This is a genomic window from Enterobacter sp. GD03975, assembly GCF_029838645.1.
In the GTDB taxonomy this organism is placed as follows: Bacteria; Pseudomonadota; Gammaproteobacteria; order Enterobacterales; family Enterobacteriaceae; genus Enterobacter; species Enterobacter quasihormaechei.
Genome location: NZ_JAOBZC010000001.1, coordinates 472,204 through 486,373 on the forward strand (window position 1 = coordinate 472,204; position 14,170 = coordinate 486,373).

A 14,170-nucleotide genomic window follows, 5' to 3' on the forward strand; every position below is an offset into this window, starting at 1 on the left:
ATTCGGTATACGGAAGGATTATCGCTCTGCGCGATACACCAGATCGCCACGCGGAACAGGCTGAGGCTGAAGGCCCAGCCAGGTGTTGTACCCTAATCGCCCGGCACTGCCGAGCGTGGCGCCCTGCACCGCATCGGCGCGCAGGATCACCCGTGTTTCCCATTCAAATTCCACCCCGGCATACTGTCGCACCCAGTCGCGCAGCTCGGTGACCCACCCTTCGCCCGGCAGAAAACGGTTGTACTCGTCTGCGCTCAAGGGGCCAATCTCCAGCCGAAACTTATGCTGCACGTCGCGTACCGCAATGCCGAGGAAGGCGGATTCCCCCATGCGCGGCAGGCGCCGCCCCTCACCCAGCTGTGCCTGCTCCCGCGTTGAGAGCGGCATCCACTGCGGGACGTTGGCCACCAGCCTGACCGGAACGTTGAAATAGTTGCGCAGGATCTTCTCCAGCCCTTCCGGATCTCGCCCGTGGCGGGTCAGGTGCCCGGCGTGGGTAAAGCGGGCATGCGCGCTCAGGCTGCCTTTCGACATCTGACCGGGCTGGCCCATGCCAATCAGCGACGCCAGATACCCTTCGAAGCGCCTGTTGTCGTCGCGATCCAGTGAAACGGCAGGCTGCGCGTCCGCCCAGGCGCGGTAGAACAGCAGCGTCAGGCGGTGGTGAAAGAGGTCGGCAAACGCGCTGAGGCTGTGATCCTGATGATGATGAATACGCTCGCGGGCATACTCGGTCATGTGTACCGGCAGCGGGCCATTAGGACCAAACAGGCCGAAGCTCAGAATAGAAACCTCATGCAGCCCGTTCTCTTCTCGCTGCCGGACCTCGGCAACCGTTGACGGCGCAAAGCCCATCGAAGGCTGCTGACCAATACGCAGCGGCTCAAATTTCGGCAGCGGCGCGCGTCCCAGCGGATAACGTTCACCGCCCTGGGCATCAATGCGTCTTAACAGCTGGAACAGATCGTAGCGCCACGGCGTCTCGCGCACCCCACGCCAGAAAGCATCGGGCAGCGGCGTCAGGCGATGCACGCGCAGCGTTGCAGGGGCAACCTCGCTCATACCAGCGCCCTTTTACCCATGCGCGGCGCCCAGTAGCCGATTTCGCCGCGCTGCTGGCTCTTGAGCGTGAATTCCGTAAAGCTGTTGATGGAGACCAGGCGGGCAAAAAGGCGCTCCAGCACGCTGCCGAATAGCCATGGGCTGGCGCCGGAAAAGGCGCGTTCATCCACGGTCAGGGTGATGCCGATCCCGCGGGCGAACACCACCGGGCCCGGCTCCGGCACGCGGCGGTGAACCGGCTCCAGCACGCAGTGGCGAACACCATCCACCTGACGGGCAACCGGCGTCTCCGCCAGGTTGGCATACAGGCCTAACAGCTGACGCAGCGCGGCGGCGCCCTCTTCGTTTTCACTGTCCATCAGGCTGAGGTAATTCATTTGCAGCTGGCTTATGAGTCGCCAGGTGCTGAACCCTTCCGCCAGCGCCGGACGCGGCGGCGTCGGGCCTTTGCGCAGGGTTAACGCCTTCACCGGCATGGAGTCGGCCATAATAAACTGCCCGAGCTCCTGCTGGAGCATCAGCGGCAGGTCGCGGCTGGTGCACAGCACCTCGGCGGAAATGTAGCGCAGGTTCTCCTGCCACGGCGCGTGCTGCGCATCCACCAGCGAGACAAAGACCTCCGAGCCGATATAGCCCGTGCGGGTGCCGTAGCGCAGCGCGTGTTCCGAGAGAACACGCTGCTCGCGGCGCAGGGAAAAATAGGCGCCGTAGTTACCCGCGTCGCCGCTCCAGGTACTCCAGAACGGTCGAAACGTCTGGTCGTCCCGCTGCCCGTCGGCGCTGGCGTAGATTTTTTTCACGGCATAAATTTCATAATCCAGCGGTCGGATGTTATCCACTACCAGATGGTATTCATGCTGGCCTTCGTTCAGCTTTTGCCGTGCCGCCACTTTCGGGAACAGGTTGATCACCGGCGTGCAGTGCAGCGCCAGGTGGCTGGCGTCCACTACGCGCTCCAGCTGATCGTCGCTCTTGTCGAGCAGAATAAAGATATCAAACGCCTTTTCGTCTTCGCAGCGCTGGATCAGCTTGCCCAGCCCGCTCAGGCTGATGAAGCGAAAGCGTGCCGGGAACGCAAAGTACTCCTGCAACAGGCGATAGCCGTCAAAGTTGCGCAGATCGTCCGGGAGCAGCGCCTGGTCCGCGTCAAAGCCCTCCTGACGCAGGGCGTCAGACGACAATAGCTGGCGCTGGGGCTGCTTGCTGACCGTCTGGCAGACAATGCCCGCGTGGTGCTCCATGACCAGCTCCAGCAGCTTCAGCGCTTCGATGTCCGGGCCGCTTAAGAAGAACTCCAGGCGGTCAAAATCCAGGTGTCCAAGGTGCTGCGGGCCATCGCAGGCAATGCGGATCCGCAAGGCGCTGCTGATCCCCCGCTGGCTCAGGCCGAGCTGGGCCAGCGGCAGATCGGCGGGCACGCCGCCGAGCTCGATCCTGTCGATTTTTAGCGGCAGCAGGTTCACTTCATGCGCCGTGGTATAGCTGCACGTGACGCCGGTTTTTTTCAGCGCCAGGCTGTCCATCATGGTGCCGCGCGGCACCATGAAGCCTTTGCTCAGGTCGCCGCGGCTGCTGTCGGGCTGAATTTCAGCGATCGCCATCGACGGCGTGGGCGCCAGATAATTCGGCGCAATCATCTCCAGCATGCGCTGTGAAAAGCGCGGGAACTCGGCGTCCATCTTCATCTGCACGCGGGAGGTCAGAAAGGCAAAACCTTCCATCAGCCGCTCGATGTATGGGTCCGCCACTTCGATGCCGCGCATGCCAAGCCGCCCCGCCACCTTCGGGTAGCGTTCGGCGAACTCCGCGCCCATCTCGCGCAGATAGGCCAGTTCACGGTTGTAATATTCGAGCAGTTTGCTTTCCATAATTACCCCGCATCCTTCAGTTCAAAATGGCCGTTTTCAAGGTCGACGTCGGTGCGAAAGAGAAACTCCAGCGGATACGGCACGCACCACAGGCGGCCTTTGATTTCGATAGACAGCACGTTGTGCAGATCTAACGACGAGGTATCGGATACGCAGCGAACCTGAAGCCCCTGCGGGAGGATCCGCGGTTCAAAGTTAATAATCGCTTCGGTGAGCTTACGCTGAATGTCGTGCCATTCGATATCGGACATTCTTTTCCCCGCCAGCGGCGCAACGCCAAAGTTGACGACGGAACGGCTCACCTGCGTCAGCCCGCTTAAGTCGCTGGAGGCATCGTGGTTGATGGTATTAAACAACCACTGTAAATCCCGCAGAACGTTGCGACGCAGCGCGGCGTGGGTGATCAGATTGCTGTTGGCGGACTCGCGTTTTTTTTCCGGATCGTTATCCGTCAGGCGATCCAACAGCGAGGGCTGCATCTTGTCGCGTGCCCCCACTTTCTCCTGCCTGCTGCGGGCCTGCCAGCCGCTGCGCAGCAGATCGCCTTCGCCAGCGGGATTACTCATCCGCACCATCCGCAGCAAACGTCACCAGGCTCAGGGTGAGCAGCGGGCTTTCGCTTTGCTCGCTCAGCCAGGCTTTCTGCCCTATGCCTTCATACAGAACACCGTCGTCGTCGAGCGGGAGCCACTCGGTGGTGCGCCCCAGCTTAACGCTATCGGAAGCGCCGTCAGCAAACGGATAACGCGCTGGGATCTGACAGACCTGCTCGCTGCCGTCCGTGAGGCGGACCAGCGCATGACGCCATACCAGATCGGTCACGCTGGCCGGAGCCTGAAAACGGATCGTGTCGATAGCGCAGAACGGCACCCAGAAATAGCGGCCATTGACCAGAGTTTCACACACTGGACCCAGACGGGCATCGCCGTCCATCAGCCATTCGAAGGGCTGGTTTTCTTCATTCTCCAGCGTGACCTGTCCACGGCTTGCCGGGGCTTGTTCGAGTGCCGCCAGACGCAGCGTTTGCGCATGCTCGCTGCTTTCCGTCAGCGCCTGGGCTAACGTCGTCAGCCACGGCCACTGCGCCTCGGGCATCGCCGGACGCGCCTCTCCTGCAAACACGCGGGCCCGCTGCTGTTCGCCCTGAATGGCCTGCTCCAGCAGCGTCACGGTCGGTTTTGCCTGCGGCTTCAGCGCCAGCCAGCTTTTCAGCTGGGTCAGGGCGCGCGCCCAGTTGCCGCTGAGGATCAGAAACTGCACAAACGCGGCGCGCAGGTCGGCATCCGCCGGGCGGGCTTTTATATCGGCTTCCAGGCGAAGCAGCGCGTCGTTAATCGACTCACCTGCCAGGCGTTGATAAAGCGTATTCATAGCCACTCCTTAATTCGCCGCGCGCCAGGCGCCTATTGCCGGATCGCGCAGCTGCGGGCGCAGCGTGTCGATCAGAACAACGTTCAGCTCAGCGCCCGGTGCAACCCATGCGCTCCAGATCTTCTTGACCTCGGCGATACGCGCCTGAAGTCGGGCGTCGTCGCTGGCGATCTCGCGCGTGATTTCCACCGCCACCGTGCCGTTGCTCTTCCAGCCGTTCAGGGTGCTGTCGTACGGCAGGATCATCCAGCTCTGGTCGCTGTTCTGGGTGCTGAAGACCATGCGCTCTTTGTTGACGGAGGTGATCAGCGCGTTTTCAGGATCGACCGCGTTGTTCAGCCCCATCACCGGGAAGCCGTGAATGTAGGTGACCGGAATCGCTTTCTGCGTCCCGTTACGGTTTTGCGTCACCACGGTGTGGCCGCTGAGCCAGCTGCCGTTACCGCAGCGGGTGGTGTCGGAGTCAGGAATAAACAGCGCCGGCGCGGAGGAACCACCCTCCCAGAAGGTGCGCAGGTGGCAGCCGTCCTGAAGGGTAAACTCCTGCCATGGGGTACGGTCTGCCGCTACGGTGTGCGTCTCCGGATTCTGGTCAGGCGGCAGCAGCGCGCCCGGGGTGGTGGTCGCTGCCACCGCCGTTTCCTGCTGCTTTACCACCAGTGCCCAGTCCTGCGCTTTAGCCGCCGTGCCACGGGCAAGCGTCGTCCCCTGCGGATCGTTCAGCGTCCAGTTGAGGGTATTCAGCTTGCTGCACTGGTGCTCCAGCAGCGAGCCAAGGCGCGGCACAAAGTTTTCCAGCACCGAAACCTCTTTCTTACCGTTCGCCACGATGCGCAGCGCCACGTCCGACTTACACCAGCTTTGCGGCGTATTGTCTTTAATGTTGTCGATCCAGATATCCAGCTTCTGCGCAGGAGACTGCACGATGCGGAAGTTTTCAGCCTGTGCGGTGGTCGCCACCGTCAGAAGAGCCAAACCCGATAGCCAAAGTTTCATATCAATCCTTGTGTGTCTAATCAGTTCCGCAGGGAAGAAATTGTGCTGCGTCAGAGAGCGTATGCAGCAAAGTGGTGTCCTGAGGGTTGCCCATCCACACCGCCACGGCGGTGTAGTTATCCTGAGCATTGCCCTCCTGTTCGCCATTCTTTTGAATGATTTGGTTCATTAAGGTCAGCCACTCCTGTGGCGTATTGACCATGTGCAGCGACTGCTTCATCTGCTCTTCGCTGACGCCGTGCCAGAAACCGTCGGTGCAGAGTAAAAATGCATCGCCGTCTTCAACCTGCACCACATCGCTGTAGCTCGCTTCCGGTCCGCCATTCTCAATACCCAGCGCCAGATACAGCAGGTTGCTGTTGAGGTCATCGGTCTGATGTCCGGCATCCTTCATCTGCTGGACGAGGCTGTGATCGGTGGTGACGTGCCACAGCCAGCCGCGACGAAACAGGTACAGGCGGCTGTCACCGGCGTGCGCCCAGTAGGCCAGACGGTAATCCCTGTCGATAAACAGGCTGACCAGCGTGGTGCCCATCCGGCGATAGTCCTGCACCGCCTGCTGTTCGCTGAGGATGGTACGGTTCGCCGTTTGAACGTAGTCACGAATATGCTGCGCATTCAGGTGCTTGTCGCCATCAAAGCGGGAAATTATGCTGTTGCGGGCCAGCTCAGCGGCCACCTCGCCGCCCGGCAGGCCCGCGATGCCGTCGCAGACGACAAAGCAGGCTGAACGTTCCCCGATGGTTTCTCCCGTCTGATCCTGGTTGCTGGCGCGCGTTCCCTGGCGGGAGAGAGAAGCCGTTGCGATATTCATTTTTCTTCGGATCCGCTTTGTGAGTCTTTGTACTGATTGACCTCCATGTCATAGGCATGGAGGAAGGCTTCGCCAAACAGGGTATGGAAGTCGTCCTCGATCTCGCCCGCCGTCTCGCCATAGCTGCGAACGAAATAATCCCACAGCGCGGCTTTACGGCTGCCCGGCAGCGCCAGGCGCGACGTCATCCCGTTCTGCTTCGCCTGCTCTTCCAGTTGTTCCGGGTTAAAGGATTGCAGCATAGCGGCGATAATGGCGCGGATACCGGAGATCATCCCCAGCTGGTGCGCCTGAAGATCGATCAGTGCATCACGCACCGATTTGGTCGGTGGCATAAAGCCCGGCATCGGCGTGCCGAACATCTGTATCAGGACCGTTTTACCGGTCGGCAGCAGCTTGAACGGGTTGTTGGCATCGTCGAGCACCATGGTCATATCGGCCTTCACCCCGCGCTTGAGGATGGAGCGCGACGAAAGCAGCGCCACGGTCCCCTGCGAGAACATGCCCAGGATCTGGCCCAGCTGACGCATGTTTTCGCGGTCAAACTGCGGCACTGGCTGCATTTCGCTCAGGCCCATGCCTTCCAGCAGCGCCTCCAGCAGTTCGCCCTGAAGCACCTCGCCCCGCTCGCCGGTCTGTGCGGCAGCAGCGGGGGATGCGGCGTTTTTAACCGGGTCGATGCGCAGGCGGCCCTTAGGCGCCTGGGCGTGACTGCGCGCCACGGCCTGCGGCGTTGGCATGGTGAAGCCGGCGTAATCGGGACGCGCGGGCTCTTCTTCTTCCGCGCGCGGCGCGTCCTGCGGTTCAGTCGGTTCCGGATCGAACAGCGGCGAACCGGCAAGCGCATCCTCTTCCGGTGCGGGCTGAGGTTCAGGCTTTGGCTCCGGCTTATCAGCCGCGATTTCATCCGGATGGGTTAACGGCGCGCCGCCCATCAGGCCGAGCGGGTCGTCGTGACGCGCGGCAGGCGCGCTGGCCGTCCCGCCAAACAGGGCTAACGGATCGAGTTCATCCGCGGCCTCTTCCTTTGGCTGGGCAGGTTTGCTTTCGTCCGGCTGCACCAGCGTTGAAGGGGTGACATCGTCAAAGATGCTCTCCTGCTTGAACAACGCGTCATCGCTGAACAGCGAGTCCGGATCCACGTTTTTACGTTCAAGTGCCGGATCGGTGTCGTTGAACATCGCCAGCGGATCTTCGGCATTCCGCTCCGGAGCCGCAGGCTGGGAGAACGGGTCGTGGGACGCGGCGGGCTGTGGTTTCGCCCGGTTGCTGGAGATGCTGTCGGAGATGGAGAACTCCTGCATCAGGCTGTCCCAGATTTCCGACGGCACGGCCGTAGGTTCCGCTTTTCCGCGAGGCGCGGCGCTGGCCGGTTTTGGTTGCGGCGCCGCTGCCGGTGCAGGTGTTGCCGCTGGACGCGCCTCCTGCATGCTGGCCGCCATGCGGCTCACGGGCTGGGTATCGTGAATAAGTTCGCTGACTTCGATGCGATAATCATCAATACCGAGAATATCCCCATCCTGAAGCTCAACCTGACGCCCACGCTCCAGCGGAATATCATTCAATACCACGCGGGTGACGCTGCCACGGTTCGTGACGCGACATTCGCCGCTGGCGTCGACGTGAACGATAGCCTGCAAACGCGAGATAGTGCGATCGTTGTCCGGCAGCACCAGATTGTTATCCGTACCGCGCCCAATGGTGCCGCCCGGGGCATAAAAATCACAGCTGCTTTGCGGCGGCTGATGACCGGGTTTCGTAGAAATAATCGTGAATCGCATGGCGTATTCCTGCTGGTATGATTAGCGCTCAAACGCTGCCGCTCTCGGGGGTGAGAACGGCGGGGTTTGGGGGTTAAGAACTGATTAGTGCTATTTGACTAAATTCAGGAAAATAATGCCGATAAGCAGCCATAGTGTAAAAAACAAGGCCTGAATTTTATAGTGTCGATGCAGTTTTAATATCCAGCCAATTCTCTCTTCCGGTAAAGCCTGAACGAATTTATAGGCATCATCCTGAACATTTCTGTCTTTGGTAAACTTCATCTTCACGCCTTTGCGAAGACGAACAAACCAGATTATTTTTTGATAATTCGCCAGCGAACCAAAAAATGATGCGGTATTTGTCACCAGATCGAGATCGTAGCCTTTTTGCCTATATTCTGAAAGAAGTAGATTATATTCAGTTTCGTGTCTTTTAAAATAACGAGAACTAGCGAGATCCATGATTACGACAATTAAGAATAAAACTACGATCAGAAATAAAAGAATATTTTCTACATTCACCATAGTTTATCCATTACATATTCCGTTGCTCCACCGGCTACTTCGCCACCAACGTATCCACCCGCAGCGGCGCCTACCACGGAACATGCGAGCAACCCTACACCACCTGTTGCCACTCCCAATGCAACACATACGCCAGCGCCAGCCATGGCTCCATATTTTCCGCCATAAATCCCGCCCGCAAGACTTGCACCGAATTGACTGTACTTCTTAACGGCGACTTTAGAGCAATTCTGCTCTCTACCTACTGTACAGGCATCATAAACTTCATTGGTTGTGTTTGCACCAGCGAAGCCGATAGCAAGCCATCCTCCCATTTTCAGGTAACGGGCAGCTTTTGATGCATTGTCTACATATGTTGAATACCCTCGTATCGAGGCAACACCTGCGGTACTCCATTCGTGGACAATCGACCTGCTTGATAAACCTAAAGCGTGCTTGATTTCTTCATAAGGTTTCAGTTTCAGCGTTAGTCTGGAAAGCTTATTTAATAAAACGTCCAGCTCAGAAAAAAGTTTTTGTCTCTCAACAAAAAACTGCTGCCCGATCAACGTCCCTTGCGTTCTGTATTGATTTTGATAAGCCAACTCAATAGCTTTTAATTTCTTTTCTATTTCGCTAAAGTACCTTTCACCCGCATCAGCAACCACCCCGAGGGATTTATCCATAAAATTTGTTAATGCTGCGATGGTATTAAAATGTTTATTAAAGAAATTGGCCTCATCTGTATTTAGCTCTGACAGGGCACCATTAACCTTTTGCTTTGCATTTTGTAATTGTTTTAGCTGAACAGTATTCTCAGCACCGGGGGTATTAAGAATTAATATTTGCCCTGGCTTCAACCATGCTGTATCCCTGTTGATTTGCATAAAGTAACGCGCCGCTTCACTATCAGGTTTACTGAACAGAAGTCTGGCCTGGAAATCTAATGTCCCCGCCTGCTGCACAACGCAATAACCCGGGGAAATCATTGATTTTACGCTCATAATTCATTCTCTAAAAAATAAATTAAGCCTTCCGAATAATGACCGGGGATATCTCCCCGGCCATATGCGCAATTACGCTTCTTTGTTTTCTTTGATGTTCCAGCCAGCGCTGCTTTCAGCACCTTTACCACCGGCAGTGGTCTGCTCCCAGTACTGCTGTTTCACTTTCGCAGCCTGGAATGCATAGGTCACGCCAACGGTATCGCCGTTGTCTGCACCGGTGTACTGAACGGAAGTCACGAGAACGTCTTCCAGGGTGATGCGGGTGTATTCAACCTGCTGACCACCCGCTTTGCAGACGGACAGTTCAACTTTGGTCAGGTGCTTACCGCTTGCGCAGTGTTTCAGGATTGCTGTAGTGGACTTGTCGATCAGAGCGTTAACGTGCAGATCGTTAAAGTTAACCTTACCGGCACCACCACCACCACCCACACTCATATTACCTGGCTGGGACGCGCCCCAGGAGAAGGAGGTAATGTCAGTCCAGCCGGTGTGGTTAGAATCTTTAGATTCGCCCGTAACACCCTCGACCTTCAGAAACATATCAATAGCCATAATATCTACTCTTCGTGGATGAACAATATTGCTTTCGAAAAAGCCCTTATATGGCAAACAGGAAAGCATGGGGCTGAATAAAACCGTCCATATTTTACCTCTGCCTCATATCAAACGACCCGTGTCATTTGACAGTCTTACATTCCCCCGAAATAACGGAATGAATGTGAAGTCTTTATTACCGTGCGTTATTGTGGAACCTGTTAAGGACAGGATTAACAATTTAGCCGTCTTTCTTGCCGGGTGGCGCTTTGCTTACCCGGCCTACATTGCGCAACGATATCAATAAATTGCACGCTTCATCGTAGGCCCGTGCAAGCGTAGCGCCGCCGGGCGAAACTCACAAAACGCACGTTGTCAGCAGGCTGACGCTCTTACGCATCTTTCGTCTTCAGCGACGGCAGTTTAGATACCAGACGCAGGGAAACGGTCAGACCTTCCAGCTGGTAGTGCGGGCGCAGGAAGAACTTCGCGGCGTAGTAGCCCGGGTTGTCTTCGATTTCCTGCACCTGCACTTCCGCAGCCGCCAGCGGTTTACGGGACTTGGTCTCCTGAGAGGAGTTCGCCGGGTCGCCGTCGACGTAGTTCATTACCCAGTCGTTCAGCCAGCGCTCCATCTCTTCGCGCTCGCGGAAGGAGCCGATTTTGTCGCGCACGATGCACTTCAGGTAGTGGGCAAAGCGGCAGCAGGCAAACAGGTACGGCAGACGGGAGGCCAGACGCGCGTTCGCGGTAGCGTCAGGATCGTGGTACTCGGCCGGTTTTTGCAGGGACTGCGCCCCGATGAAGGCGGCAAAGTCGGAGTTTTTACGATGCACCAGCGGCATAAAGCCGTTTTTCGCCAGCTCGGCTTCACGACGGTCGCTGATGGCGATCTCGGTCGGACACTTCATGTCCACGCCGCCGTCATCGCTCGGGAAGGTATGGCACGGCAGGTTTTCCACCGCCCCGCCGGACTCCACGCCACGAATCGAGGTACACCAGCCGTACTCTTTGAAGGAGCGGTTGATGTTCGCGGCCATCGCATAGGCCGCGTTCGCCCACGAGTAGCTGTTGTGGTTCGCGCCGTCGGTCTGCTCTTCAAAATCGAAGCTGTCCACCGGGTTGGTGCGAATGCCGTACGGCAGACGCGACAGGAAGCGCGGCATCACCAGCCCCAGATAGCGGGCATCTTCGGATTCACGCAGGGAACGCCAGGCGGCATATTCGGTGTTCTGGAAGATCTTGGTCAGATCGCGCGGGTTAGCCAGCTCCTGCCAGGATTCCATCTGCATCACGCCCGGCGCGGTGCCGGTGATGAACGGACAGTGGGCGGCAGAGCCGATGCGCGCCATCTCGCCCAGCAGCTCAACGTCCTGCGGGCTGTGGTCGAAGTAGTAGTCCCCGACGATGCAGCCAAACGGCTCGCCGCCAAACTGGCCGTACTCCTGCTCGTAGATTTTTTTGAAAATCGGGCTCTGGTCCCAGCCCACGCCCTTGTAGCGCTTCAGGGTGCGGCCCAGCTCCTGCTTGGAGATGCTCATAAAGCGGATCTTCAGCATCTCGTCGGTTTCGGTGTTGTTGACCAGGTAGCTCAGGCCGCGCCAGGCGCTTTCCAGCTTCTGGAATTCATCGTGGTGAATGATCTGGTTCACCTGCTGCGAGAGCTGCTCGTCGATACCGGCAATCAGGTTCTGAATGGTGCGGTAGGTGTCGTTAGAGAAGGTGACGGTATTTTCCAGCGCCTGCTGCGCCAGGGTTTTTACCGCGCTTTCAACGGCGGAGCGCGCCTGGTCGGTTTTCGGACGAAACTCTTTATTCAGCAGCGCGCTGAACTCGTCCTGGCTGAACGCCTGACCCGCCTGTTGATCGTGTTGTTGAGTCTGGTTGCTCATCGATTATTCCTCGCTACCTTTCGCACTTTCGTCATTTTTTGGCATCTGGCTCAGGGATTTGAGCAGCGTCGGATCCTGAAGGATTTTTGCAATCAGCTCTTCCGCGCCGTTTTTGCCGTCCATATAGGTCAGCAGGTTAGAGAGCTGGGTGCGCGCCTCCAGCAGCTTGTTCAGCGGCTCAACTTTGCGGGCCACCGCGTCCGGCAGGAAGTCATCCATGCTGTCGAAGGTCAGATCGACGTTGAGCTTACCTTCGCCGGTCAGGGTGTTATCTACCTGGAACGCCACGCGCGGCTTCAGCGCCTTCATGCGTTCGTCGAAGTTATCGATGTCGATTTCCAGGAATTTACGCTCGTCGACGGCTGGCAGGTTTTCCACCGGCTTGCCAACCAGATCGGCCATAACGCCCATCACAAACGGCAGCTGAATTTTGCGTTCTGCACCGTAGATCTCTACGTCGTACTCGATCTGCACGCGGGGAGCACGGTTGCGTGCGATGAATTTCTGTCCACTGTTACTCATTGCCATGATGTTCTCCATCAAAGATGCGCGGTGAAGGTGAAACGGCAGACTCCATGCCTGTCGTCATAATGCCAGGACGCGTCATTCGCGGCGTCCAAAGATGTTTTCCAGTTGGTTAACGCCGTCCGGCGCCAGGTCGCGAATAATGTCCATAAAGTTGAGTTCAGACAGCCGCTGCACCCGTTCAATCATCAGCGGTGCGGGATGGCTTGGTTCGTACTGAGCAAAATACTGCTTCGCTTTTTCCAGCATCAGCTGCGCGTCGGCGCGGCTGGTCACCTGCACGCTGCGCCAGTCCGTCACCTGCTGGACGGGCTGGGCGGCCACCTGCTGTGGCTCGGCGTGCGGTTCAGCCTGCGCGTCACGGTTTGGCAGCAGCTTGCTGATATCGGTCACCTGACAGGCGCTGGAAACCAGCCCGACGGTTTTCAGCAGTTGTTCCATCTCCGGCACGCCGCTTTCGCCGAGATAGCCGGTAAGCAGTTCGCGGATAGCCAGCAGGCGCTCGTTGATCACGATAACCGCCGCGGTGCCGGGCTGGTCGCCGTGCGCCAGCTCGTCAATCAGCCTCGGGCGACCGCCGGGGTAGTCCGGGCATTCGGTTTTGCTGCCGTCGAGCAGCGCCTGCGCGTCGCGCAGCGAAATTTCATCGCCGTTTGAGCGCAGCAGCGAGGCGTTGCGCACCGCGACGGTCAGGTCGGATTTATCACTCAGCCCGGCGAGGGCGTTGATGCGGTAGAACGGATCGGTTTCGCCATACTCTTCCAGCAGCGGATAGAGTTGTTCCCAGTAGCGGGACAACGCTTCCTGCACCAGCAGCAGCCCGTCGGCGTAGCCTGCCAGCCCGCGGCGACGCGTCCAGGCATGGGTGAGCGCCAGCAGCACGCGAAGATCTTTGGTGCGGGTCAGCAGGCCGGTGGCGAGCTTTTCAACGGTGTTCCAGTCTGCGGGCTCTGCCGGGATGATGGTGTCGCCAAACTGCTGCTCGGCTTTGCCCTGGCTTGCCTGGTTCATCGCCTGGAAATCGGCGTCGTACTCCAGGTTTTCACCGCAGGGGTTGTCGGGGCTTATCGGCGCGAGAAATTCATCGATATTCATAAGGTCCCTGCTTATTCAAACATAGGCGGGTAAAGCCCGTGGCGGCCCGGTCGGGCGCCGCCTGCCGGATCGAACAGCAGCGTAAAGAGCTGCCCGGTGAAGTTTCCGCTGTGCACGTGGGTGTAGAGCGGGTAGCCGTCGCAGCGGTTCGTCCACCAGTAGCTGGTCTGGCGCAGCGGATCGAAACACTCTGCCGCCTGCGGCCAGCCCAGGGTGTTCTGACCATCGTCGTCATAGCCAATCACGTCGAGAATGTCGGAACGCTTTTGCGGCTCTACCGGCTGTGGCGCCGGGATGGTCATCAGCATGTCATCCAGCTGGGAGGCAGAATAGCTGTTACGCACCGCGTGCAGTCCCAGACGCCCCAGCTGCTGGTACCAGCTTTCGGCCTGCCCGAGCAGGCGGGACGACCACTCGGCCGGCGTAAAGCTTAGCTGAATACAGACCGGATAGTGGCGGCCCACGCTGTCACGGCCCGGCAGCAGGCAGCCCATCTGAATCATCTGGCTGCCGAGCATCGGGGGGACGACAAAATTCCACACCGGGGCTTTAGAAAACGGGCGCTCGCCGCTGCGCTGCTCTTCCTGGTTCCAGGCCAGCAGGCCGACCTGGAACCAGTGCGACCACTGGCGTTGCAGGGTATCCGGAAAGCGACGCTGCAAAAAATCTCCGGCGCTGGGTAATTTGCCATACCAGCTGTAGCGGTTCATCGCAGGGGTATTCGTCATACGGCTGTCCT

14 protein-coding genes are annotated in these 14,170 nt (G+C 58.4%); all 14 read right to left on the reverse strand.

The features are described from left to right. Positions 1–18: 18 nt before the first annotated feature. Positions 19–1,062, reverse strand: coding sequence for a type VI secretion system baseplate subunit TssG (gene tssG / locus N5C09_RS02145; RefSeq protein WP_064910445.1), 1,044 nt, complete (start codon positions 1,060–1,062; stop codon positions 19–21). Continuing rightward, a complete protein-coding gene (gene tssF / locus N5C09_RS02150; protein ID WP_279748361.1) occupies positions 1,059–2,930 on the reverse strand; it encodes a type VI secretion system baseplate subunit TssF in 1,872 nt (623 codons plus the stop codon). Before tssF ends, tssG begins: the two co-directional genes overlap by 4 nt. 2 nt (positions 2,931–2,932) lie before the next feature. Continuing rightward, positions 2,933–3,496: a type VI secretion system baseplate subunit TssE gene (gene tssE / locus N5C09_RS02155; protein ID WP_015570336.1), complete on the reverse strand. Its 564-nt coding sequence runs from the start codon at positions 3,494–3,496 to the stop codon at positions 2,933–2,935. After that, positions 3,489–4,301, reverse strand: coding sequence for a type VI secretion system accessory protein TagJ (locus N5C09_RS02160; RefSeq protein WP_279748362.1), 813 nt, complete (start codon positions 4,299–4,301; stop codon positions 3,489–3,491). The genes tssE and N5C09_RS02160 overlap by 8 nt, the downstream gene beginning before the upstream one ends. Before the next feature lie 9 nt (positions 4,302–4,310). Beyond that, complete coding sequence (locus N5C09_RS02165; protein ID WP_063868520.1) at positions 4,311–5,297, reverse strand: hypothetical protein; 987 nt, start codon at positions 5,295–5,297, stop codon at positions 4,311–4,313. Positions 5,298–5,313: 16 nt separating this feature from the next. Then, positions 5,314–6,111, reverse strand: coding sequence for a protein phosphatase 2C domain-containing protein (locus tag N5C09_RS02170; RefSeq protein WP_063449579.1), 798 nt, complete (start codon positions 6,109–6,111; stop codon positions 5,314–5,316). Further along, complete coding sequence (gene tagH / locus N5C09_RS02175; protein ID WP_279748363.1) at positions 6,108–7,892, reverse strand: type VI secretion system-associated FHA domain protein TagH; 1,785 nt, start codon at positions 7,890–7,892, stop codon at positions 6,108–6,110. The genes N5C09_RS02170 and tagH overlap by 4 nt, the downstream gene beginning before the upstream one ends. A gap of 90 nt (positions 7,893–7,982) precedes the next feature. Next, positions 7,983–8,399: a hypothetical protein gene (locus N5C09_RS02180; protein WP_279748364.1), complete on the reverse strand. Its 417-nt coding sequence runs from the start codon at positions 8,397–8,399 to the stop codon at positions 7,983–7,985. Next, the gene (locus tag N5C09_RS02185) at positions 8,393–9,382 is read right to left on the reverse strand and encodes a hypothetical protein (protein ID WP_131638171.1); all 990 of its coding nucleotides are present in this window, start codon (positions 9,380–9,382) and stop codon (positions 8,393–8,395) included. Before N5C09_RS02185 ends, N5C09_RS02180 begins: the two co-directional genes overlap by 7 nt. A 72-nt stretch (positions 9,383–9,454) precedes the next feature. Continuing rightward, on the reverse strand, positions 9,455–9,937 hold the full coding sequence (locus N5C09_RS02190) for a type VI secretion system tube protein Hcp (protein WP_014884229.1): 483 nt from the start codon (positions 9,935–9,937) through the stop codon (positions 9,455–9,457). A 374-nt stretch (positions 9,938–10,311) separates the two neighbouring features. Next, positions 10,312–11,811, reverse strand: a complete 1,500-nt coding sequence (gene tssC, locus N5C09_RS02195; protein ID WP_063868514.1) for a type VI secretion system contractile sheath large subunit — start codon at positions 11,809–11,811, stop codon at positions 10,312–10,314. A gap of 3 nt (positions 11,812–11,814) precedes the next feature. Beyond that, positions 11,815–12,339: a type VI secretion system contractile sheath small subunit gene (gene tssB, locus N5C09_RS02200; RefSeq protein WP_022648413.1), complete on the reverse strand. Its 525-nt coding sequence runs from the start codon at positions 12,337–12,339 to the stop codon at positions 11,815–11,817. 75 nt (positions 12,340–12,414) lie between these two features. Beyond that, positions 12,415–13,431: a type VI secretion system protein TssA gene (gene tssA / locus N5C09_RS02205; protein WP_279748365.1), complete on the reverse strand. Its 1,017-nt coding sequence runs from the start codon at positions 13,429–13,431 to the stop codon at positions 12,415–12,417. Between the two features lie 11 nt (positions 13,432–13,442). Beyond that, positions 13,443–14,159, reverse strand: a complete 717-nt coding sequence (gene tagF / locus N5C09_RS02210) for a type VI secretion system-associated protein TagF (protein WP_279748366.1) — start codon at positions 14,157–14,159, stop codon at positions 13,443–13,445. Positions 14,160–14,170: the final 11 nt, after the last annotated feature.

Coding starts and splice junctions, on each gene's coding strand:
- tssG (WP_064910445.1), bottom strand. CDS start 1,062: ATGAGCGAGGTTGCCCCTGCAACGCTGCGCGTGCATCGCCTGACGCCG.
- tssF (WP_279748361.1), bottom strand. CDS start 2,930: ATGGAAAGCAAACTGCTCGAATATTACAACCGTGAACTGGCCTATCTG.
- tssE (WP_015570336.1), bottom strand. CDS start 3,496: ATGAGTAATCCCGCTGGCGAAGGCGATCTGCTGCGCAGCGGCTGGCAG.
- N5C09_RS02160 (WP_279748362.1), bottom strand. CDS start 4,301: ATGAATACGCTTTATCAACGCCTGGCAGGTGAGTCGATTAACGACGCG.
- N5C09_RS02165 (WP_063868520.1), bottom strand. CDS start 5,297: ATGAAACTTTGGCTATCGGGTTTGGCTCTTCTGACGGTGGCGACCACC.
- N5C09_RS02170 (WP_063449579.1), bottom strand. CDS start 6,111: ATGAATATCGCAACGGCTTCTCTCTCCCGCCAGGGAACGCGCGCCAGC.
- tagH (WP_279748363.1), bottom strand. CDS start 7,892: ATGCGATTCACGATTATTTCTACGAAACCCGGTCATCAGCCGCCGCAA.
- N5C09_RS02180 (WP_279748364.1), bottom strand. CDS start 8,399: ATGGTGAATGTAGAAAATATTCTTTTATTTCTGATCGTAGTTTTATTC.
- N5C09_RS02185 (WP_131638171.1), bottom strand. CDS start 9,382: ATGAGCGTAAAATCAATGATTTCCCCGGGTTATTGCGTTGTGCAGCAG.
- N5C09_RS02190 (WP_014884229.1), bottom strand. CDS start 9,937: ATGGCTATTGATATGTTTCTGAAGGTCGAGGGTGTTACGGGCGAATCT.
- tssC (WP_063868514.1), bottom strand. CDS start 11,811: ATGAGCAACCAGACTCAACAACACGATCAACAGGCGGGTCAGGCGTTC.
- tssB (WP_022648413.1), bottom strand. CDS start 12,339: ATGGCAATGAGTAACAGTGGACAGAAATTCATCGCACGCAACCGTGCT.
- tssA (WP_279748365.1), bottom strand. CDS start 13,431: ATGAATATCGATGAATTTCTCGCGCCGATAAGCCCCGACAACCCCTGC.
- tagF (WP_279748366.1), bottom strand. CDS start 14,159: ATGACGAATACCCCTGCGATGAACCGCTACAGCTGGTATGGCAAATTA.